Genomic DNA, 21,791 nt, shown 5'->3' on the forward strand with positions numbered 1-21,791 from the left:
CGAGCGCGCGGCCACGCCAGACGAGTGAACACGCCATACCGAAGAAAACACGGAGAACACCATGCAGAACGACGTCGGCTACCAGGACCCGGGATACGTGGGTGACACCCACGAGCCGGAAGCCGGTTCGGAGAAGCGCTCGGGCGGGGTCAGCATTCCGACGGTGCTGGCATCGGCGGGTGTCGCGGCGGTGATCTCGGCGATCGTCGTCACCATCGGCGTGGTCGGCATCGTGGTCAGCGAACGCAACGACACGGCGTCGGCGGCGCAGCCGACCGTCGTGAACCTGGGTTCCGCACAGGCACCCCAGCAGCAGGGCCTGGTGGGTCCGGCCGCCACCCAGCAGCCGGCCGCCGCGCCCGGGCAGCCCGCCCCGGCGGCAGCACCCGCACCCGCTGCGACGGAGAACGTGCCCGAGAGCGGTGGCACGGTCGGTGCGGGCCCCGACGCCGCCGCGCCCGCGCCGGCACCCGCGCCGGGCACTTCTGCCGCGCCCCCGCAGCAGCAGGCCGCCGCGGCCCCGACGGCGCTGACGCCAGGCCAGCTCAACACCAAGGTCAAGATCGTCATGAACTCTCGCGGCAACCGTGCCGCTCGCGCCGCCGAACTCCAGGGCGGCGAGCGTGCCCTGCGTCAGATCGACGCGGTCGCCCAGGCGATCACCACCTACGGAAATGTCGGCCTCAGCTACCAGATGGTCGGTCCGGTGCAGATCAGCGGCAACAAGATGACCGCCCCCCTGCAGATCAGCGTCGTCGGACGGGGCAGCCAGAACCGTGCGATGACCTGGGTGTGGAGCGGTGACAAGTGGAAGCTGTCGAACAGCAGCGTCTGCCTCATCGCCAGCTTCGTCCTGCTGCCCTGCTCGCTCTGAGACCCTCACCGTTCGTCGACACCTACTGTTCTGGAGATCTGACGTGACCTCACGACTTCGTTTCGGCGCGCTCATCACGGGTGTGTTCATGTTCGCGGGCCTGCTGGCCGGCTGTTCGAGTTCGGACGACTCGGCCGGTGGGTCGGTGCAACTGAACCTGCCCGACGGTCGGTCGGTGACCATCCCGGAGACGCCGAAGCGGATCGTGACCCTGGGCGACCAGTGGACCGACGTGGCGCTCTCGTTCGGTGTCACCCCGGTCGGCTACTACGACTACTCCAAGTCGGCGACGGGAGAACTGCAGCCGTGGTACGGCCAGAAGCTCGCCGACTCGACGTTCATCGACCCGACCAAGGGCGATGACGCCACGACCATCGCCAAGCTCGACCCGGATCTGATCTTCGCACCCGGCTTCGCCTCGAACAGCCCGGAATTCGAACAGATCGCGAAGCTCGCGCCGACGGTCAACTCCATCAGCGGCCAGGAGATCGACCCCTGGCAGGACATGGTGACGGTCATGGGCACCGTCTTGCACCAACCGGACAAGGCGACCGAGATCATCGACGACACCAACGCGAAGGTCGCCGCCGTCGGCAAGGAGTTCCCCGGTCTCGCCGGCAAGACCTACGCGCTGGCCTTCATGTACGGAAACGACCAGCTGTCGGTACTCGGTGATCCGAACGACGGTGCGGCGAAGCTCTTCAGCGAACTGAAGATGGAGATGGCGCCGAAGCTGGTCGCCGAGTACCAGCGCACCCGCAATCCCCGCTTCGGCCTCAGCACCGAGAACATCCCGATGCTCGACGCCGACGTCCTCGTCGTCGCCACCGCGACGCCGGAGCAGGCCGAAACCCTCCGCAAGCTACCGGGTTACAAGAATCTGAAGGCCGTGAAGAACAACGCGGTCACCTTCATGTCGCAGTCGCAGATCACCGGTCTCAACGCGCCGTCGCCGAATTCGGTTCCGTACGTGCTGGACCTGCTCAAGCCGAGCTTCGGGGCCGCGACGAGCTGATCCCTCGAGCGAAATGGCCCGTCCCGCTGTGCGGGGCGGGCCGTTGTCGTCTCGCTCAGCATTCATAGCTCGAGCGTGCGATCGGAATGCTCCCTGAGGTGCTCCTCGCACCCACATAGGAACTAAACCTGGGGCACTTCATTCCAGCGTTTCCGTCACGGTCGATCCTTCCCGCCAAGCTCGCTGCTCGGCGTGTCAGGCCAACCCGGACCCACCGTTATTCAGACAGTCCCCACCTGGTCGAGCGCATACGGGCCGAAGCGCACGTCGGCTCGGGCCGTGGAGGTCGGCAGGTCACGGCGGTGATCGAAAGCAGTGACCGCGAGGCGGACGGCGACCGTACCCCGCCACCCGAGGAGAGGCCGTCCAGCACGTGAAGTCCGGTGCAGGGGCTTTCGGTCCGCAGAGGGGCACGACAAGAGAAGAGGTCTGGCGGCAAGCAGGGCGCTGATCGGGTGTTCGGACGTCGACGACAGTTCGGGATCGGTGACCGATGCCCCTGTCCGATAGCGAGCGGGCGGACCTGCTCCTGATGCGCGAGGAGGAACGGCTGGCGCGCGACTTGTACCGGCGGTCCCATCAGGCGTGGGGTGTGCCGATCTTCGGCAACATTTCCGACGGCGAGCAGCGTCATCACGACGCGATCGGGCGACTACTGAAGCGATACAGTGTGCCCGGAGTCGCCGTCGATCGACCCTCGTCGAACGCCTCGACCGATCTTTCTGTCCAGAGCGGTCCGTTGCCCGGTCCTGCGGCCCGCCGGATCTACACTCACCGGACCTGAAGAGGAGAACCGTGCCTCGTAGCGTCCTCGTCGTCGACGACGAACCCCATATCCGTCGCGTCCTGCGTGGCTATCTCGAGGCGGACGGCTACGACGTCATCGAAGCCGCGACAGGCTCGCAAGCATTGACCCTGGTGCAGTCCCGCTGTCCCGATCTGGTGCTGCTCGACATCCGCCTTCCCGACCTCGACGGTCTCGAGGTACTGCGCAGCATCCGCGGATTCTCCGACGTGTACGTCGTGCTGGTCACCGCGCGCGCCGAAGAGGTCGACAAGCTGGTGGGTCTGGCGGTCGGCGCCGACGACTACATAACCAAGCCGTTCGCACCCCGAGAAGTCGCCGCCCGCGTCCGTGCCGTCCTACGCCGCGCCCGAGGCGCCCCGGACGCACCCTCCCGAGTATCGGCCTCCGGTCTCACCGTTGATCCCGACACCAGGGAAGTGACAGTCGACGGCACACCCGTGAAACTGTCCGCGCTCGAGTTCGACCTGCTCCTGGCGATGGCACGGTCCCCCGGCCGTGTGTACTCACGCAGGCAACTACTCGAGAAAGTGTGGGGTGGAGACTTCTTCGGTGACGAGCGGGTCGTGGACGTGCACATCCGCAGCATCCGCCGGGCGATCGGCGACGACGCCGCCGACCCCCGCTTCATCGGGACCGTCCGCGGAGTCGGCTACAAGTTCGTGGCCACGGCCGGGGCCGACCGGTGAACCGCGGTCTCCGGCTCCCGATGCCGAGCTTGACGATGCGACTGTTCGCTTCCCATGTGCTGGTGGCGGTGGTCGGAGCACTGGTCACGTTCGCCGTCGTCCGTGTCGCGGCGCCGGCGGTGTTCGAAGAACGCGCCACCGGCCCCGGCAGCGGCCGCAACCGCACGAACGGGTCTTCTCCGTTACGGGAGGTCGTGGCCGATGCGGTCACGACGGCGTTGCTGCTCGGTGTGCTCGCCGGAGTGATCACCGCCGCCGCGCTGGGGCTGCTGGCGTCCCGACGCCTGCTGCGGTCGCTGAGGTCGGTGCGCTCGGGCACTCAGGCGATCGCCACCGGCGACTACCGGTACCGCATCCCGGTGCCGCCGGAGGCTGAACTTGCTGCGGTCGCCGCCGACGTCAACGATCTCGCCGTCCGCCTCGCCGACACAGAAGCCCGGCGGGTCCGGCTGCTGTCGGAGGTGGCGCATGAGATGCGCACCCCGTTGACCGTGATCGATGGCTACGCCGAGGGTGTCCTCGACGGTGTCTTCGACGCGGCAGAGCTGGTCCAGATCGAAACCGAGGTCGGCCGGTTGCGCCGGCTCGCCGATGATCTGTCCACCCTGTCCCGGGCGGAGGAAGGTCGTTTGGACCTGCACCCGGCCGACATCGATCTGTCCGACCTCGTCGTACAGGTCACCGGTCGGATGCGCCCCCAATTCGACGATGCCGGCCTGACCGTGACCGTGCACCCGCCGCCCCGGCCGGTGATGGTGTGTGCCGATGCAGACCGGATCACGCAGGTGCTGATCAATCTGCTCGGCAACGCCCTCGCCGCGACCGAGGTCGGCGGCGTGAACATCGACATCACCGCGGATCGAGACGTCGCCACGGTCACCGTCACCGATACCGGTGAGGGACTCGACCCGGACGATGTGGAACGGATCTTCGAACGCTTCTACCGGGTACCGTCCAGGCGCCGGGGCGAGCACGATCTCGGCTCCGGCATCGGCTTGACCATCAGCCGGGATATCGCCCGCGCCCACGGCGGCGACCTTTCGGCCGACTCTCCCGGCCGCGGTCACGGAGCACGGTTCACCCTGCAGTTGCCCACTCGAAGCGACCACCCGATCCGACGCTGACACAACCCGGTCTTCCGCAACGAGGGAAACCTGCACCGGGGTTGCCCCGAGCGGACCGGCCCGCGAGCCGTACATTCCGCGACGTGCGCCGGGTGGCTGCACCCGCCAGCGGACCGATCGCCCGGAGACCGTGCATTATTCCGCGTGCTTCTGCCCTTGGCCCTGCCCGTGCTTCTGCCCCTTGCCCTGCCCGTGCTTCTGCCCTTGGCCCGGCGAGTGTCCGCCGGCCGGCTCCTCGCCGGTCAGGGCCGCCCGGAAGGCCTCCAGGTGGTGCTCGGAACCGGTGCGCAGCTTGCCGTACACGCGGTCGATCGCGTCCTCGTCACTGACCTCGATCGCGGTCGTCAACTCGGTGATGTCGGCGGCCTCGAGTTCAGCCCCGACCGCGTACGCCTGCTCGACCGAGGCCAGGCCGCGGGCGAGCCAACCGTCGTAGGCGCTCTGCAGCTGCGGGTCGGAGTAGGTTCCCGCCGCGAGCCCGGCCGACGGGTCGCTCACACCGTACCGGCCGAGCAGAGTGCCGACGGCATCGTAGTGACGCTGTTCGCTGGTGGAGATGCGCTCGAAGATCTGGGCTCCCCACTGCTGTGCGAACTGTTGGTACAGGTCTCGTGCCAGGCGTTCCTCCTCCCGCATCATCACCAGGTCGGACTGCTCCTGGGAGGACAGCGCACCCCCAGCACTCTCGTCCGGTTCCTGTGCTGACGCGACGGCCGCCCCGAATCCAGCGACTGCGATCGTCGCTCCTGCCGCGAGTGCTGTCACTGTTCTTCGCCAGTTGTTCATCACCGGCACCACCTTTCTCCACCTTTCTCTCCCCACCGAGTTAACTCACCATGAGTGAAGGGACCCCGTCCCGAAGTGTGAAGCTTGTGTGAGAGCAACCCAGCGCTGGTCTTCCGGCGGCATCACCGGGCGGAAGGGCCGAGTGTCACCGCCCGCGTACGACGCCGCACCGCTCTGCCGGCCCGGGCCGGACCTGCACTCGGGGATGGGTGGACATGCTCAGCCCGGGGTTCGGGAAACCGTCGACACCCCGGCGAACGTGTCGTCGAGCGCCGGTGCCGCGGGTCGGCCGACGTCGACTGATTGGCCGCCCACTGGCGTCACCGGCCGGCGATCCAGCTCTCACGCCCGGGCCTAACGGCCCTTGTGCAGCCCCCGCCTTCGAGCGCACTGTGGCCACAGTGGGGGGCGAACACCTTGTTGGAGGAGGGAGTTTCCGTATGACGGTGGTGACCGGGAGCTCCGATACCTCAGCAGAATCGGCCCCCACCTCGCTCCTGCTCGAACGGATCAGGCGGGGAATCATCGGTGAGGGCGAGATCTTGGACGGCCCCTACGGTCGACGCCGGATCACCTACGCCGACTACACCGCCTCGGGACGGTCACTGGACTTCCTCGAGGACTTCATCCGCAGACAAGTGCTCCCGCGCTACGCCAACACTCACACCGAAAGTTCCGGCACAGGACTGCAGACCTCACTGTTGCGGCAGGACGCACGCCAACTCATTCACGACGCCGTCGGCGGCACCGAGAACGATCTGGTGATCTTCTGCGGGTCCGGAGCGACGGGGGCGGTGAACAAGCTGGTCGGAATCCTCGAACTCCGTGTCCCGTCCGGGCTGGCGGCACGCTACGGCTGGGACGAGCAGATCGCCGACTCGCCACGCCCCGTGGTGTTCGTCGGCCCCTACGAACACCATTCCAACGAGTTGCCGTGGCGTGAGTCAATCGCTGACCTGGTGGTGATCGACGAAGACGCTGACGGTCACATCGACGTGGAGCAACTCAAGCAGCAACTGATCGAGCACTCGGACCGGCCGCTGCGCATCGGTAGCTTCTCGGCCGCCTCCAATGTCACCGGCGTTCTGTCGGACACCGACCGGATCGCCGCCCTACTCCACGAGCACGACGCGTTGTCCTTCTGGGACTATGCGGCCGCCGGACCGTATGTCCCGATCCGGATGCGGGAGAGCACTCCCGGGCGCGGCGACTACAAGGATGCGATCTTCCTCTCGCCACACAAGTTCGTCGGCGGTCCCCAGACCCCGGGGGTGCTGGTGATCCGCCGCGAATTGGTGCGTAACACCGTGCCCACCGTGCCGGGTGGGGGCACGGTGGCCTTCGTGGACCCGATCGGCCACCGCTACCTCGACGATCCCGTGGCCCGGGAAGAGGGAGGCACCCCGGCGATCATCGAGTCGATCCGCGCCGGCCTGGTCTTCGCCCTCAAGGACGCCGTGGGGACCGACCTCATCGAGCAGCGAGAACGACGTCTGTGGTGCCACGCCCTGGACCGGTGGCACCGCCATCCGAGTATCGAGATTCTCGGCCCCCCTGATGCGCGACGGCTGTCCATCGTGTCCTTCCGCCTCAGATCGGGCACCGATCGTTACCTGCACCACAACTACGTCGTGGCGCTGCTCAACGATCTGTTCGGGGTCCAGGCCCGCGGTGGCTGTTCCTGTGCCGGCCCGTACGGGCATCGGCTCCTGGGCATCGACCCGCACCAGTCGCGCGCCTTCCGAGACGAGATCGCGCTGGGCTGCGAGGGCATCAAACCCGGCTGGACCCGCATCAACTTCAACTACTTCATTTCCGACACTGTGCGGGACTACCTGATCGAGGCCGTGGAGCTGCTGGCCCGGTACGGCCATCGGCTCCTCACGGACTACACCTTCAGCCCCGATACTGGCCTGTGGCACCACCGTGGAGAAGTTCGTCAGCCGCCATTGCGGCTGACCGACCTGTTCTACGACACCGCGGGCATCCTGCACTACCCGACCGAACGCGAAACCCTCGACGAGGCCGCACTGGTCGACCACCTGCGCGAGGCCCGCACGCTGCTCGAGGCCCGCCCGGAAAAGGTCCCCGACGGCCCGACTCGTCTCCCCGCGCACTTCGAAGCGCTGCGCTGGTTCCCCCTGCCCCCGCAGTGCTTGACCTCCAGACACGAGAACCCCGGCACCGACGGCACCCCGCATTGACCACCATCAGGCCACGACAACGAACAGTGGGAGGCAGGCACAGCATGGGCTACGGCAAGGATGTCCAACAGGAACTTCGCGCACCCGCCCGGGCATTGCGCCAGGCGATCCCGCAGATCTACGAGAGCTTCGGACAACTCTACGCAGCGTCCCTGACCGCCGGGGCGCTCGACGCCAAGACCAAGGAACTGATCAGCTTGGCGATCGCTGTGAGCACGCAATGCGATGGCTGCATTGCCGCACATGCGCGTGGCGCGGCCATACAGGGCAGCACACCGCAGGAAGCGGCCGAAGCCATCGGCGTCGCGATCATGATGGCCGGTGGGCCGGCCACCGTATACGGGCCCCGCGCCTTTGCCGCGTTCAACGAATTCCACGCTGAACGGGCCTCCAGCAGCGAGAACGCCGCACCCGGACCGTAAACGATGGCATGGAACGCGTTCCCGCGATCTCTCCCACCCGAGATGACCACGATGGCCAAACACCGTAGGTCGACCTCCGGCCATCGTGCGGGGGCTGCGCCGCTGTTCGTCTGGTGCGAGCCCCACCGAACATCAGAGGGCCGACGCCACCGCCGAGGCGGCCGAGGTGTTTAGCGGCGGGGGTACGTCAGTGCTCGATGACGTCGCCGGCCGCGGGCCGGCATTGGCGGTGCTGGCCCATCCGGACGACGAAAGCTTCGGGTTGGGTGCCGTACTAGCCGCACTGACCGCAGCCGGGACCGTCGTGCGGGTGGTGTGCCTGACCTACGGTGAAGCGAGCACCCTCGGAGCCGTCGCGGACCTTGCGACCGTGCGCCGTGACGAGCTGACCGCCGCCGCCGAACGCCTGGGCGTCAGCGACATCGTGCTCCACGACTTTCCCGACGGTCATCTGCGCGAGATCGCGCCCGCTGCCCTTGACGAGGTCGTGCAAGACAACCTCGGTGATGCGGCCACGCTCGTCGTGTTCGAACCGGGCGGCGTCACCGGACACCCCGATCACCAGGCCGCGACCGCCACAGCTCATCGCGTCGCCGACCGTCATCAGCTGATGGTGCTCGAGTGGGGCGTCGCCCCCGCCGTCGCCGCGAAGCTCAACGCCGAGTTCGACACCACGTTCGTCGCCCTCGACGGCGACGGGACCGTGGACATCGCCGTCGACCGCGCCATACAGCGGGCTGCAATCAACTGTCACGAAAGCCAAGCCAGCAACAACTCGGTCCTCGCCCGCCGCCTGGAACTCGAAGGCAACGACGAACGGATCCGTCTCCGCCCTCCCGCGCGTTCCGCGGACACCACGGCCTGATGGACAGCTCATGAACCAGCATTTCGCAGCGGCCCGGATATGCCCTCGGGTGCTGCTCATGTGGACGAAGTTTTCGGCAGCTCTCGAAGAGCCGGCGACGTCATCTCGCCAGCCCTTCGAGGCTCGTCGCTTGCGCTCCTCGCACCTCAGGGAGCGAGGGGAAATTCGTCGTGTGCGCTCCTCGCACCTCAGGGAGCGAGGGGAAATTCGTCGCTTGCGCTCCTCGCACCTCAGGGAGCGAGGGGGAATTCGTCGCTTGCGCTCCTCGCACCTCAGGGAGCGAGGGGCGTTGCTCGCTGAGTCCTAGCCGACGACGTCGTCGGTGTCGTCGATCCCGAAGCTGGTGAAAGCGGTGTCCTTCGGCAGCCGGTACACCTCGCGACCCATGACGGCGTTGAGGATTCGGGCGTTGCGGACCGCGCCGATGTCGAGGTTGGGCGCCGAGACGCCGATGGCGTGCTCCTCGGCGTTCGCCACGAACACCCGGTTGGTCAGGGCGGATTCGGTTTCGACCTGATGATTCGCGCCGATGACGAGACGACCGCGCGAATCCCGGTGCAGCTGAGACTCGATGGGGGCCAGGAAGTCCGACTTGCGGGCCTGGTAGCCCGTGCAGGCGATGACCATGTCGGTGGTGTGCGCGAGTGGGGTGCCGGTGTCGAGGTGGCGTCCGCGGACCTTCAGTGTGCCGTCGGCGAGGGTGTCGATGCCCTCGACCTCGGTCGAGATGCGCAGCTGGACGGGGTTGAGCTTCTCGCGCAGCTGGCGCTGGTACAGCAGTTCGTGCACCCGCTCGAGCGTGTCGGTCGATACGCCCTTGTGGAACTGCCAGTGCTGCGGGCGGATCCGATCGCGAGCCGCCTCCGGAAGGCTGTGGAAGTAGTCCATGTACGCCGGGGTGGTCATCTCGAGGGAGAGCTTGGTAAAGTCCAGCGGCGCGAACCAGGGGGTACGGGTCCACCAGCGGACCGAGGGTCCGCCACGGAGATTCGCCTCGAGGAGGTCGACCACGATCTCCGCGCCCGACTGTCCCGATCCGATGACGGTCACCGAGTCGGCGGCATGAGCCTTGTCCTGGTGGCACAGGTAGTCCGAGCTGTGCACGACCGCCGAGGACTCCGACGACAATGATTCCGGCACAAACGGTTCGGTGCCGACGCCCACGACGACGTGGCGGGCGATCACGGTCGACGTCGCGCCGCCGGAGACGATGGAGACGCGGAAGGCGTCGGCCTCGTCATCCCAGGTGACCTCGGTGACGGTGGTGCCCCAGCGCAGGGAGTCGAGCCGCTCGATACACCAGAGCAGGTAGGCCTCGTACTCGACGCGGGTGGGGTAGAAGCTCTCCCGCACCAGGAACCGGTACATCCGGTCGGTGTCGGCCATGTAGTTCAGGAACGACAGAGGGTGCGTCGGATCGACCAGGGTCACCAGGTCCGACAGAAAACCCACCTGCAGTCGGGCCTCGTCGAACATCAGTCCTGGATGCCACCGGAACTCGTCGCGCGAGTCCACGACGAGCACGTCGAGGTCCTCGACGGTCGACGCCAGCGCGGCGAGCCCCAGATTGAACGGGCCGCAGCCGACCGCCAGGACATCTACATTCTCAACTCGGGTCATTCCGACACCCTCACCATTTCTTCACTGTGGGCCTGGTCGCTGGACGCCGAGGCGTTCTCGGATTCCACTTCGATTGCGAGACGCAGGAGTTCGTCGAACAGGTCGTCGATGTCGCTCTCCGAGGTCTCCGGGTTCAGAAGTGTCAGTTTCAGGCAGGTCCGGGGTTCGTCCTCGCCGGGCACCCGTACCTGGGTGCGCCCGATGAGCGCCTTGCCATCGGCGATGAGGCGACGTCGCAATTCGCCGTTGACCGCGTCGAGGTCGGCGCAGCGATAGCGGAAGACGATGGTGGTCAGCGTGACCGGTGCGATGAGTTCGAGCTGCAACTCCGTGGCCACCCGTTGTTCGGCGTACACCGCGAGGTCGTTGCACCGCTCGAGCATCCCGCCGAGTTCGCGGCGTCCGTAGGCCATCAGCGTGGCCGCGACCTTGAGCACGTCGGGCCGGCGGGTGGTCTGCAGGGTCTGACCGAGCAGGCCGCTGTAACCGGCCTCGACGTCGTCGTCGGGGTTGAGATAGGCGACCGAACGGTTCAGCGACACGAACCGGTTGGCATCAGAGAGCAGCATGAGGCTGGCGGCGGCCGGCTGCCAGCCGACCTTGTGCAGGTCGAGGGTGACCGAGTCCGCCCGGTCGACGCCGGTGAGCAGTCCGGACAGACGATCGGAGAACAGCGTGCCGAATCCGTATGCGGCGTCGACGTGCAGCCAGATCTCGTGACGCTCGGCGATGTCGGCGATCTCGGGCAGCGGGTCCACGGTGCCGAAGTCGGTGGTACCGGCCGTCGCCACGATCGCGAGCGGGGTGACATCGCCGGCCTGCCGGATCGCGGCCTCGAGTGCTTCCGGGACGATCCGGTGATGGGAGTCGACCTCGACCGGGATGACCGCGGATTCGCCGAGACCCAGTGCGGCGCATGCGCGGTGCACGGAGAAGTGGGCGACGCGAGAGCAGAACACCACGGGTCGGCGCAGCGCGCCCACACCGTCGTGCCGGACGTCGATGCCACGGCGTGCGGCGGTGTGATCGCGGGCGATCATGAGGGCCAGCAGGTTCGAGATCGATCCGCCCGGGCTGAAGACGCCACCGGCCTGCTCGCCGAATCCCGCCATGCGGGCGAGTGAGCGAACGGTCCAGGTCTCCAGGGCGAGCGTTGCGGGTCCCGAGTCATAGGTGTCCAGCGAGGCGTTGGTGGCGCTCGCGAGTGCATCCGCGGCCACCGCGACGGACAGAGGTGCTGGCTGCAGATGAGCTGCGGTCAGCGGATGGGTGAGATCGAGACCGTACTCGGCCACCAGGCGCGCGAGTCGTGACAGGGCCTCGGACTCGCCGATCCCGGAATCGGGGATTCCGGGGCCACCCAGGGATTCGGTGACCGCGGCGAGCACCGACACCGGATCCCCGGCGGGCAGTGGCGCGCCGTGGTGGTGAGCCGTGACCGACTCGGCCGCCTCGGCCAGACCGCGGCCGATGTCCGCCCATCCCGTTCCCGGCCGGGCAAAACGGGAAGCCCCCCACGCGGACACGCGGTCTTCGGTCACTGAGTTCCCCCTGGACTTTCGATGGTGGTGTGATCATGCGCTCGGTCTCCGTGCGCGTGTCGGTCCGTCACGCCGGGACCCGTCTCTCGAGATCCGCGAGTAGTTCGGCGACCGTCGAGCCCAGAGCGGACGGGATGAGGTCGACGAGTGCGGTCAACACGCCGGTGGCGCGCGTGGCGACGTGGTCGGGAACGATTCCGGGCTGGTGATCGACCTCGACGTGGGTGGCGTGGTCGTCGGTCTCGAAGGCGATCGACAACGGATAGTTGGCGATTCCGTTGAACACCGAACGGCAGGTGGCCGGAGGGCCGTCGGGTCGGGCGACGCCGCGCAGCGGCGCGGGACGCACCGAAGCCATGATCTCCATGACCGGGAACCGGCCGCCCCGCTGGCGAAGTGCAGTGAGGATCGGGCCGAAGTCGGTGCCGGAGTGTTCCATCGCCCGGTAGATCACCGACGCGGCATCGCGCAGGGCCCGCTCGACGGTCGCGGTCGGGTCGACGCGGAAACGCATCGGGATGATGTTGCCGCAGTAGCCGATACGCTGCGGTGGCTGTGTGCGGCGCCGGTTGTCGGCCGGGACCACGAGCACATGGTCGGGTGAACCGGTCAGCGCGAACGCGGCCAGCGAGCACACTCCGATGAGCAGCGCGTTGGGTGTAGCGCCGACGATCTGTGCGACCCGGTCGAACGCGGCGAGCGATTCGTCGGCGACCGCGGCGGCCACCTTGATGCCCTCCCGATCGTCCATCGGGGAGAGCCAGCTCTCCGCGGCGCTCTCGGCGGGCAGTTCGCCGGAGAGCGGGTGGCGCACATCGTCGGCCGCCCAGGTGTCGAGAGCGTGGCGTACCGCGGCGTCGGTGGTCTCGGCCGCAGTGGCGGCATCCGGGGTGGCGGGCCGGGCCTCTGCGTGCACGTCCCCGATCCACTCGCCGGACACGAGCGTGCCGAGCAGCGAAGGCCATGAGGTGTCGTCGACCGCGAGATGGTGAACCACCAGGATCATGCTCACCCGCCCGTCACCTCCCGAGACACGCAGGCGTAACGGCACCTCGGTGAACAGGTCGAATGGGGTGCGGGTCAACCGCGTGGCCATGGTGTCGCTCTCCGTCGAGCCGACCGCGGCGTCGTCGAGACCCCAGGTCCAGACCGAACGGGTTGCGGCCCACCGTCCTTCTCGACGGACCTTCACACGGTGGGGTACTCCGGCTTCGACCTCGACGATCGAACTGAGAACCTCGAAGCGTTCGACGAGTAGTTCCGCTGCGGCGACCACGGATTCGACGGTTCGATCGCCGTCGAACTCGATGACCAAACCGATGTTGTGCGATACCGATTCCGGATCGAGCTCGTAGATCTTCCACATTCGACGTTCGGCGATGCCGAACTGCCCGAAGGAATCCGGGTTCTGTGCGCTCGGGTCGGGGCGGGCCTCGCCCGCAGCGGCGTCGCCGGACTCCGCAATCCGCCGGCGGAGCAGTGTGAGTCGCGCTTCGGTCAATGTGGGCACGGTTCTCCCTCGGTCGAAGTGGCGGTCGAAGTGACGGTGGGGTCGTCCGCGCGCAGGACATCCCAGTCGCGGGCCACCGGGATCAATCGGCCGTCCGCCCACAGTGGGGCCTGGTCCTGGAAGTGCTCGGAATCCGGGTCGCCGCTGACGCCGAGTGGCACCACCCAGAGGCTCGCCCGCGGGTCGGCGAGGTCCCAGACATAGCGGGCCGCGGAGCCGGTGATGCACACGTGGGTGCCGACCGCGGACGCATTGGCGAAGACACACTCCGAATCCCCGGCGAGGGGCAGCGGAGTGGGTCGCAGCGCCGCAAACAGCTCCGGATGTCGAGGTGACGCACCGACGAGATCGAAACCGTGGATCGGGGCGAGCACGTGCACGCTGCCCCAGCTCGGGACGTGCCCGATCGCCTCGACGCGGGTGACGACGGCGTCGAGCGCGTCGAGCGCGACCCCGCCGATGTCTATCCCGATCACCGCGGAGTTGGCGATCACCGTGGTGATGGCGGTGGCGAGGCGCGGCTCCGGGACGAACCACGGCTGGAACACCGCGGGGAAGCCGTGCGGACCCCGCAGCGGCGCGAGGACGTCGGTGCGCGCGACTCCGAGCACCAGCTGACTGCGGAACTCGGCGAACAGGAAGGCGTCGGTGCTGTCGGCGCCCATGGTGCGGTCCCAGGCGAGGATGCGTTGCCGGATGTCCTCGGCGGCCGGGGTGTTGCCCACCACCCGGGTGAGGAGTCGCTGGACCACCTCCGCCTGGTCGAGGCGGATGTCGCGGTGGATGTTTCCGCAGTCGTCCGCGCTGACCGCGTCGAGTTCGTCGAGACGAGCGGTGATGCGGTCGGCGCGGAACGCCTCCACGCACTCGGTGGTGATCGGTTGCAGCGCAGGGACCGTGGACATCCGTTGATTCGCGGTCACGCTGACACCGCCGTCGGCCACGGTCGCGTCGAAATCGGGGTCGCCCAGTGAACCCGGTTCGTAGCCCTGCCACTGGTAGCGCTCGTCCCAGCCGGGAACCGGTAGCCAGTAGTTCTCCGGAGCCCGGACGGGTACCCGTCCGGCCACGTGGGTGACGGTCGTTCCGTCGGCGTGCGCGACGACGGCACGGTTCACCGGCTCGACCCAGGACGACAGCGCGGCTTCGACGTCGGCGATCGATCGGGCGAACAGCAGGTCGAGCGGGGCGTCGAAGGTGACGTCCGTCGAGAGCAGCGGCGAACGCAGGCTGATCGCGAACGGCTCATCCGGACCACCGAACACGACGGTGCCATTGTGTGTGGTGATCACCTCGACCGCAACGGGTTCGGAGTCGCGGACGCCGATCTGCTCGGTGTGCACGGTGGCCGTCGCCCGGTTTCCGCCGGGCACCTCGACGAGCAGTCTGCCCGTCTCGTCGCGGGTGAGTCGCTCGACGTAGAGGTCCTGGTAGTCGGCCATCGCGTTGGTGATGCCCCAGGCGATCTCCTCGCCCTGAGCGAAGTGCGGGATCCCGGCGACGCCCGCGAAGGCGAAACCGGCCACGTCGAAGGACTGTGCCGGGTCGGTCGAGGCGAGGTGGAACTGCTGGTAGATGCCGGGCAGTTCGAGGAATCGGTGCGGGTCACCGGCGACGATCGGGGACCCGGTGGTACTGCGGGCCGCGGAGACACCCCACGCGTTGCTGCCCGACATGGGATCACCCAGGTCGACGGTTTCCCCGATCGGGGATTCGGCGACCGGCGTGGGCCGGGTGAGATCAAGGATCTCGCGAAGGAATGCCTCATCGGGAATCCTCGGCACGGTCGGGTCGTTCTCGCTGCCCTCGAAGGCCCAGAACCGCAGTGCATCCGGTCCGGTGGTGCGGCAGGCGTGGAGCCGGAACAGTTTCGTGGTGAACCGGCCGAACAGCACGTGGTGCATGATGAAGACCGAGATCGGGGTCCACGGCTGCCAGGGCTCCGGATGATGGTCGAGCGCTGCGAGTTCCGGTGCCGGAGGAACGCCATCGGCGTCCGACAGGGTGCTGTTCACGCCGTCGGCGTAGGCGCGCAGCAGGTTTCGGGTGCGCTCCGAGGAGGCGTGGTACATCCGTTCGGCGACCGCATCCAGGCGTGCCCGCCGGGCGAAGGTGTCCCACTCCACGCAGGACTCGCCGAAGACCTCGGCGGTGCGGCCCTCGGCGCGCAGTCGCATGAACTCGATCTGCCACCGGCGGTCCTGACCGCAGGCACGGCCCTGTCCGAAGAGCGCCCCGGCCGGAGTGGCGGCCAGCACGTGCGGGATGCCGTGGGTGTCGCGCAGGATCTCCGCGACAGGAGATTCGGCCGACGGGGTCGTGGTGGTCATCGGGGCCCCCGATCGGCGACGGGGTTGGCGAGCAGATGTCCGGCGTCGATGAGTGATGCGTAGGAGTCCTCGATGTCGACCATCCGCTTGTTGTTGCGCAGCTGCAGGCCGTTCATGTGGACCGCACCGAAATGTGGCGTGAACAGATCCCATTTCGCGAACTTGTCATCGAGATCGGGATGGGCGGCGACGAACTCGCGCAGGCTCTCGGCCACCAGGTCCCAGAACTGCCCATCGGTGACGAGCCGGTCGGTGTGGAGGATGCCCGCCAGTGGGCGCAGGAAGTCGTCGAAGATGTCCGAGAGCACGCCGAGGTTGCGGATCTCGTCGGGTTCGGCGGTGAGCACGCGAGCGCAGTTCTCCGGGAAGCCCTCCGGATCGCCGAAGACCGACACCTCCTCGCCGATGTCCTTGAGGATCGCGCGGACCGGGATCCCGTTGTCGAGGACCAGGATCAGGTTCTCGCCATGAGGGGAGAACTTCAGCTCGTACCGGTACAGCAGGTAGGCGATCGGATGGAGGTACGTCCGCAGGTAGCGTCGAATCCACTCGGCGGCGGGAATCCCCGACCGTGCGATGAGCGCACCGACAAGGGAGTCGCCGTGGTGGTCGACGTGCAGGAGCGCCGCCATGGTGGCGAGCTGTTCGTCGCTGCGCACGAGCGAGACCGGACTCTCGCGCCACAGCGCCGAGAGGATCTTGCGGTACTCCGATCCCGGCTGGGTGATCTGGGTGAAGGTGGGGCTGCGGTAGCCGATGGCCGCGACCTCGAAGATCATCTCGAATCCGATGGCGGCCAGGTACGGGTCGTCGGCCACGAGTCCGCGGACCCAGTTGTTGATCAGCGGGGTGGTGCGCATGTAATCCGCCGACATGCCCCGGGTGAAGCCCATGTTCACGATCGACAGGGCACCCTTGACGTAGTGGCGGGTGGGGCTGGTCGAGTTGAAGACCGTACGGATCGACTGCTGCGCCTGGTACAGGTCGGGGCTCTCACCCACGAACACGATGCGCCGGTCGGCGAGATCGGCGGAGTAGAGCTTGCGGACCTTCTCGGTCCACTGCCACGGGTGCACCGGCAGGTAGTGGTAAGCGTCGGGTTCACAACCGCATTCGCGTAGGACGGCGTCGAAGTCCGCCAGCGTCTCGACGCCGAGTTCGTCGACCAGCATGGCGTCGTAGTCGACGCCGCTGACCGTCGCCACGTCACAGTCCTCACGGCGGGCAGCGACCCAGGCGAGCCGGAAGTGATTGCCGACCTCGGGTGCGTAACGCTCGATGTCCTCGGCGCTGAAGCCGAGGCGCCCGGCGTTCGCCACGATGCAGGGATGACCCTCGGTCATCGTCTTCTCGATGGTCTGGAAGTCGGCGTACGCGAGATCGGTTGCCGTGACGCGCCGTTCGTCGGGCCGGTCGGCGCTGATGGCGAGGGTGTTGATGAATTCCTCGAGGTAGTCCGGCAGCGCCTGAGGGCCGATGCCGAGCAGCGGTGCGAGGTCGACGACCAAGGCGATGGCGTCGACGGGCAGTTCCTCGCCACGTCGCACACGACGCAACGACGACTCCTCGATCGCCCAGTTCTCCAGGGCGAGGACCTCGGCGCGGAAACGGTATTCGGTGTCGCCGTCGGCGGAGACGACGACGTAGTTGCCCGGTCCGGTCTCGACGGGACTCAGGGCGCGTTCGTGAGAGAACTCGGCCAGTATCTTCCTGGCGATCCTGCGGTGATACGTCTCCCGATGGGACACGGTGCCCGGCAGTGCGGTTCGCGGATGGCGGATCTGTTCGACGGTCAACGGATCACGCTCCCAGGTCCGTCACCTCGACCGCGCCGACGCTGGTGCCGCCGGCGGTGACGCGGAGGAAGTCGTCGCGCGTGCAGTAGCTCAGATGAGCGGTCTTGTCGCCGACCGGATAGTCGCCGTCGACCTGGAATCCGACACTGGCGTTGAGGCGGTGGACCGCGGTGTTGCGCACGTCCGGTTCGACGACCACTCGCGCGGCGCCGACCTCGAGGATCGCCGTCCGCATGATGTGCAGCATCACCGCGCCGGTGAATCCGGGCAGGGCCTGCTCGGCGTGGGCGACGAGCAGGTGCATCCCGATGTCGCCCTCGGCATGGACGTAACCGCTTGCGGGGTCGGCGAGTTCGCTGGTCTGCGGATCGTACAGTTCGAACAGGAACTGCGGTCGGCCGTCGTGGTAGCCCAGACGCATGCCGTAGGGCGTGCCGGTGGTCGCTGCCGCGGTCTCCCGGATCATCTTCTCCACGTCCGCGACCGAGCTCTCCAGCATGTCCCAGTACTTGGCCTTGGGATGGGTGAGCCATCCGTGGACCGTGACGGCGTGCGACAGGTCGTCGAGATCGACCGAGTGCAGGTCGTACGCGGGTGCCGATGAAGTGGTCATGATGCCTTTGCTGTCGTGAAGTCTGCGGTCGTGGTGGGTACCGGGGCTGCCGGCTGCGCGTCAGGTCCCGGCCAGCTCGGCGTCCACCTGGTCGTCGGTCAGGGCCACGACGCCGAGGAGGATCTCGGCGACGCGCGTGACGCGCGGGCCTTCGAGGGCGGTGAGCCGTTCGGCGAGGCCTGCGATGGTCCGGTGACCGAAGATGTCGGCGACCGACAGGCGCGGGGCGTCGAGCCAGGTGCGCGACAGCGCCACGAGGCGGGTGGCCTGCACCGAGTCGCCGCCGAGCGAGATGAAGTCCTCGGTGACACCGATCGGTCGGACCGGCAGTACGTCGGAGAAGATCACGGCGAGCGCCTCCTCGAGCGGAGTACGCGGTGCGACGACCGCCGGGCCGGTGTCCGACGGGTCGATGAGGGTTGCCAGTGCCTTGCGATCGTACTTCCCGTTCGCCGTGAGGGGCAGAGCATCCAGCACGGCGATCGAACGCGGGATCATGTGTGGCGGCAGCGTTTCGGAGAGTCCGGCGAGGATCTCGTCCTCGTCGATCCGTGTCCCGGCAGGGACGACGGCGGCACGCAGGTCGCGGCCGTCGGACCAGGCGACCGCCGAACCGACCTCGTCGAGCCCGAGCAGTCCGGCTTCGACCTCGCCGAGCTCCACACGGTAGCCGCGCACCTTCACCATGTGGTCGGCGCGGCCGAGGAAGTCGAGGAATCCGCCGGGCAGATAGCGGGCGAGATCACCGGTCCGATACCACGTCTCGCCGTCGTGGCGGACGAAGCGATCCGCCGTGCGCTCGGGATCGCCGCGATAGCCGTCGGCGACGCCGGCACCGCCGATCCACAGTTCACCGGGGACGAGGTCGGGACGATCACGGCCGGTCTCGTCGACGACCCGGCACCGGACGCCGCGCAGCGGAACGCCATAGGGCACGAACGCCATCCCGGCGGGCACGTCGTCCGCATCGCAGATCGTGGAGTGGATCGCGGTCTCGGTGGTGCCGCCCAGGCCGGCGACCCGGCAGTCGGGCAGCTGTGCGGCGACCCGGTCGAGCAGCGACACCTCGACCTTGTCACCGCCCATGATGATCACCCGCATCGACGCGGGCAGCGAACCGATGTCGAGGATCATGCCGAGGATCGACGGCACGCAGTTGAGTACGGACACCGAGTGTTCGGTGAGAAGTCGCACCCAGTCGTCGATCTTGATGCGCTCGTCGTCACCGGGCACCACCACGGCGCCGCCGACGGCCAGCAGTCCGAAGATGTCGAAGACGGAGAGGTCGAACTCGAGCGAGGAGACCTGGAGACTGCGGTCACGCTCGTCGAGCGAGTAGCGGTCGACGAGGTCGGTGAGGGTGGCCACCGCGGCACGATGCGGGACCTGGACGCCCTTGGGCAGTCCCGTCGATCCGGAGGTGAAGAGGATGTAGGCCAACGCCTCGCCGGACACCTCCGCGGGCTCGGCCGGTGCCGCGGTTCGGGCATGTGCGATGTCTATCACGGCAGGTCCGTCGCCGTCCGCCCAGGCGCCGACATCGGCGGTGAGCACGGCGCGTGGTCCGGCGATGGAGACGATCCGGTCCCGGCGGGCCTCCGGTTGCGTCGGCGCGACCGGTACGTAGGCGGCGCCGACGGCGAGCACGGCGAGTGCGGCGACGACCTGGTCGCCGCCCTTGGGCAGGTGGACGACCACGGTGTCCCCGGTGCGGACGCCCGCCGCGGTGAGTGCGCCGGCCACACGGAGTGCGTCGTCGGTGAGCTCGCCGTGCGTCCAGGTGCGGTCGTCGGTGATGACCGCCGGATACGCGGACCGCTGCGCCGCGCGGCCCAGGATCGTGCCGTGCAGGGTGCCGTCGAAGACATCGGTGGCAGGGAGCGGGTGCTCGACCGAACGACGTTGTGTACGAACCTCATCGGCGACCGGATCGGGCGCGGCCAGGTCCCACTCGCCGTCGACGAGGAGGCCGAGGAGACGGACGTAGTAGTCGAACATCGCGCGGGCGGTGGTCTCGTCGAGATCGGACACCCGGACGTCCCAGTTCAGGAGAAGGCCGCCGGCGATCTCGGTGACCTGTGCGTCGAGCAGTACCTGGGGACCCTGTGAGACGATCCACGCGGGGTCTCCGAGTACGTCGGTGGACTGCGCGGAGAAGAGATCGCCGAGCCCTAGCGCGCTGGTGAACACGACCGGCGAGACGACGGATTCGCCTCGTGCACGCCCGAGTTCGCGGAGGACGTCGAGGCCGTTCATCGAACCGTGGGCGGCGGCGTCGTGCATCGCCGAACGTATCTGGCGTGCGCGCTCGGCCAGCGTCGCCGGTTCGCTCAGGTCGACGTCGACGAGGATCGAGGACGTGAAGTCGCCGACCACGCGTTCGACATCGGGATGGATCTGCGGACGATCGAACAGCGGAACAGTCAGCAGGAACCGGGAATTCGCGGAATGCGTGCCCACGGCCTCGGCGAAGACCGCCGCCACCGCAGCCGCGGGGGTGACGCCCCGGCGGTGGGCGTGTTCCTCGAGTCGCTTCCACTCGGAGGCGGAGACCGAATGGTGCAGGCGGACACTGCGCGGCTCCGTCTCGCCGCGGGCGGCGCGATCGTCGAGTGGGAGTTCGGGCGGTCCGGGCAGGTGGGGGATGCGCTCCCGCCACCATGCGAGGTCCTCGTCGCGGATATCACGGGACGTCCGGTCGGCCGTGATCGTCGCGAAGGTGACCCCGAGTTCCGGCAGGGTCTCCCCGCGGTAGAGACGACTGAAGTCGTCGACCAAGACGCGGTAGCTCATGGCGTCGGCCGCGATCATGTCGACGTCGAGGTGTACGCGGGTGGAACCGCCCGGCAGCAGGCTCAGTTCCGCTCGGATGACCGCACCCTCCTCGACCGGGAGGGCTCGATGCGTTCCGTGTGAACGCTTCTCGGCGAGGATCGCATCGACCATCTCGGCCGATTGGCTGCGCAGGTCGTGGACGGCGATGGCCTCGGGATGGGCGGGTCCGACGACCTGGGTGCCGTCGGGGAGTACGCGGACCCGCAGCATCGGATGGCGCTCCAGCAGTTCGCCCATGGCGGTGGTGAAGCGGTCCGGATCGATGTCGTGACCGTCGAATTCGATGTAGAGGTGCGCGGCGACGTTGCCGAACGCATGGCTGTCGGAGCGGCCGATCCAATACGCGTGCTGCATCGGCGCCAACGGGAAAGGTGCTGTGGGGTCGACGTTCTCCGGGGACTCGTCGGTGTCTGCGGTGGTCGCGGGACTTCCGATGAGTGCGGTCCAGGCGTCGAGTGTGGGTGCGGCGGCCAGGCGGGCGAAGTCGATGTCGATGCCGCGTTTGCGCCAGGTGCCGGCCAGTCGCATCATGCGCAGGGAGTCGAGTCCCTGGGCGATGAGGTCCTGGGTGGGGTCGAGGGACTCCGGTGTCACGCCGAGAGCGCCGGCGACCTCGGCACGGATGACGGCAGGGTCGGCGAGATCGGTGATGGTGGATGTCATCTCGGAGTTCGTGGCCATCAGCCGAAGTGCCTCTCGCGGTTCGGGAGCGTCGTCTAATCGTGTACGTCAATTTAGGGTAGGGTATACTAACTAGTCGCC

The 21,791-nt window shown here is 67.9% G+C and carries 16 protein-coding genes; 8 read left to right on the forward strand and 8 right to left on the reverse strand.

What is annotated here, in order from left to right:
* The first annotated feature begins 61 nt into the window (after positions 1-61).
* The 5 genes from GAA2_RS02345 to GAA2_RS02365 all read left to right on the forward strand — a co-directional run bounded on the left by GAA2_RS02345 (position 62) and on the right by GAA2_RS02365 (position 4,507).
* Positions 62-874, forward strand: a complete 813-nt coding sequence (locus GAA2_RS02345) for a hypothetical protein (protein WP_096272900.1) — start codon at positions 62-64, stop codon at positions 872-874.
* 43 nt (positions 875-917) lie between these two features.
* The gene (locus GAA2_RS02350; protein WP_191834678.1) at positions 918-1,889 is read left to right on the forward strand and encodes an ABC transporter substrate-binding protein; all 972 of its coding nucleotides are present in this window, start codon (positions 918-920) and stop codon (positions 1,887-1,889) included.
* A 532-nt stretch (positions 1,890-2,421) separates the two neighbouring features.
* On the forward strand, positions 2,422-2,673 hold the full coding sequence (locus tag GAA2_RS02355; protein ID WP_232513055.1) for a DUF2202 domain-containing protein: 252 nt from the start codon (positions 2,422-2,424) through the stop codon (positions 2,671-2,673).
* Positions 2,674-2,684: 11 nt separating this feature from the next.
* On the forward strand, positions 2,685-3,383 hold the full coding sequence (locus tag GAA2_RS02360) for a response regulator transcription factor (protein ID WP_006435004.1): 699 nt from the start codon (positions 2,685-2,687) through the stop codon (positions 3,381-3,383).
* 20 nt (positions 3,384-3,403) lie between these two features.
* Entirely contained in the window at positions 3,404-4,507 is a 1,104-nt protein-coding gene (locus GAA2_RS02365) for a sensor histidine kinase (RefSeq protein WP_232513056.1), read from the forward strand.
* Positions 4,508-4,642: 135 nt separating this feature from the next.
* On the opposite strand, the gene GAA2_RS02370 is transcribed toward GAA2_RS02365, so the two are convergent.
* Complete coding sequence (locus tag GAA2_RS02370; protein WP_006435002.1) at positions 4,643-5,293, reverse strand: DUF2202 domain-containing protein; 651 nt, start codon at positions 5,291-5,293, stop codon at positions 4,643-4,645.
* Positions 5,294-5,733: 440 nt separating this feature from the next.
* Here GAA2_RS02370 and GAA2_RS02375 point away from each other — a divergent pair, with 440 nt between their 5' ends.
* The 3 genes from GAA2_RS02375 to GAA2_RS02385 all read left to right on the forward strand — a co-directional run bounded on the left by GAA2_RS02375 (position 5,734) and on the right by GAA2_RS02385 (position 8,784).
* Entirely contained in the window at positions 5,734-7,497 is a 1,764-nt protein-coding gene (locus GAA2_RS02375) for an aminotransferase class V-fold PLP-dependent enzyme (RefSeq protein ID WP_006435001.1), read from the forward strand.
* Between the two features lie 44 nt (positions 7,498-7,541).
* A complete protein-coding gene (locus tag GAA2_RS02380; RefSeq protein WP_040004542.1) occupies positions 7,542-7,919 on the forward strand; it encodes a carboxymuconolactone decarboxylase family protein in 378 nt (125 codons plus the stop codon).
* Between the two features lie 190 nt (positions 7,920-8,109).
* Positions 8,110-8,784 (forward strand): PIG-L deacetylase family protein, encoded by a 675-nt coding sequence (locus GAA2_RS02385; RefSeq protein WP_006434999.1) that lies wholly within the window; start codon positions 8,110-8,112, stop codon positions 8,782-8,784.
* 303 nt (positions 8,785-9,087) lie between these two features.
* Here the strand turns inward: GAA2_RS02385 and GAA2_RS02390 are convergent, their stop codons facing one another.
* The 7 genes from GAA2_RS02390 to GAA2_RS02420 form a co-directional block, all read right to left on the reverse strand.
* Positions 9,088-10,404: a lysine N(6)-hydroxylase/L-ornithine N(5)-oxygenase family protein gene (locus tag GAA2_RS02390; RefSeq protein ID WP_191834679.1), complete on the reverse strand. Its 1,317-nt coding sequence runs from the start codon at positions 10,402-10,404 to the stop codon at positions 9,088-9,090.
* On the reverse strand, positions 10,401-11,945 hold the full coding sequence (locus GAA2_RS02395) for a pyridoxal phosphate-dependent decarboxylase family protein (protein WP_006436922.1): 1,545 nt from the start codon (positions 11,943-11,945) through the stop codon (positions 10,401-10,403). The genes GAA2_RS02390 and GAA2_RS02395 overlap by 4 nt, the downstream gene beginning before the upstream one ends.
* Positions 11,946-12,012: 67 nt before the next feature.
* Positions 12,013-13,455, reverse strand: a complete 1,443-nt coding sequence (locus GAA2_RS02400) for a peptide synthetase (protein ID WP_040004804.1) — start codon at positions 13,453-13,455, stop codon at positions 12,013-12,015.
* Positions 13,443-15,785 carry a penicillin acylase family protein gene (locus GAA2_RS02405; protein ID WP_191834680.1) on the reverse strand — a complete coding sequence of 781 codons (2,343 nt, stop codon included), beginning with the start codon at positions 15,783-15,785 and terminating at the stop codon, positions 13,443-13,445. Before GAA2_RS02405 ends, GAA2_RS02400 begins: the two co-directional genes overlap by 13 nt.
* Complete coding sequence (locus GAA2_RS02410) at positions 15,782-17,581, reverse strand: IucA/IucC family protein (RefSeq protein WP_191834681.1); 1,800 nt, start codon at positions 17,579-17,581, stop codon at positions 15,782-15,784. Before GAA2_RS02410 ends, GAA2_RS02405 begins: the two co-directional genes overlap by 4 nt.
* Positions 17,582-17,585: 4 nt before the next feature.
* On the reverse strand, positions 17,586-18,194 hold the full coding sequence (locus GAA2_RS02415) for a GNAT family N-acetyltransferase (protein WP_006436918.1): 609 nt from the start codon (positions 18,192-18,194) through the stop codon (positions 17,586-17,588).
* A 60-nt stretch (positions 18,195-18,254) separates the two neighbouring features.
* Positions 18,255-21,710: a non-ribosomal peptide synthetase gene (locus tag GAA2_RS02420; protein WP_006436917.1), complete on the reverse strand. Its 3,456-nt coding sequence runs from the start codon at positions 21,708-21,710 to the stop codon at positions 18,255-18,257.
* Positions 21,711-21,791: the final 81 nt, after the last annotated feature.

It is taken from the genome of Gordonia ajococcus (assembly GCF_012974285.1).
Taxonomy (GTDB): Bacteria; Actinomycetota; Actinomycetes; order Mycobacteriales; family Mycobacteriaceae; genus Gordonia; species Gordonia amicalis.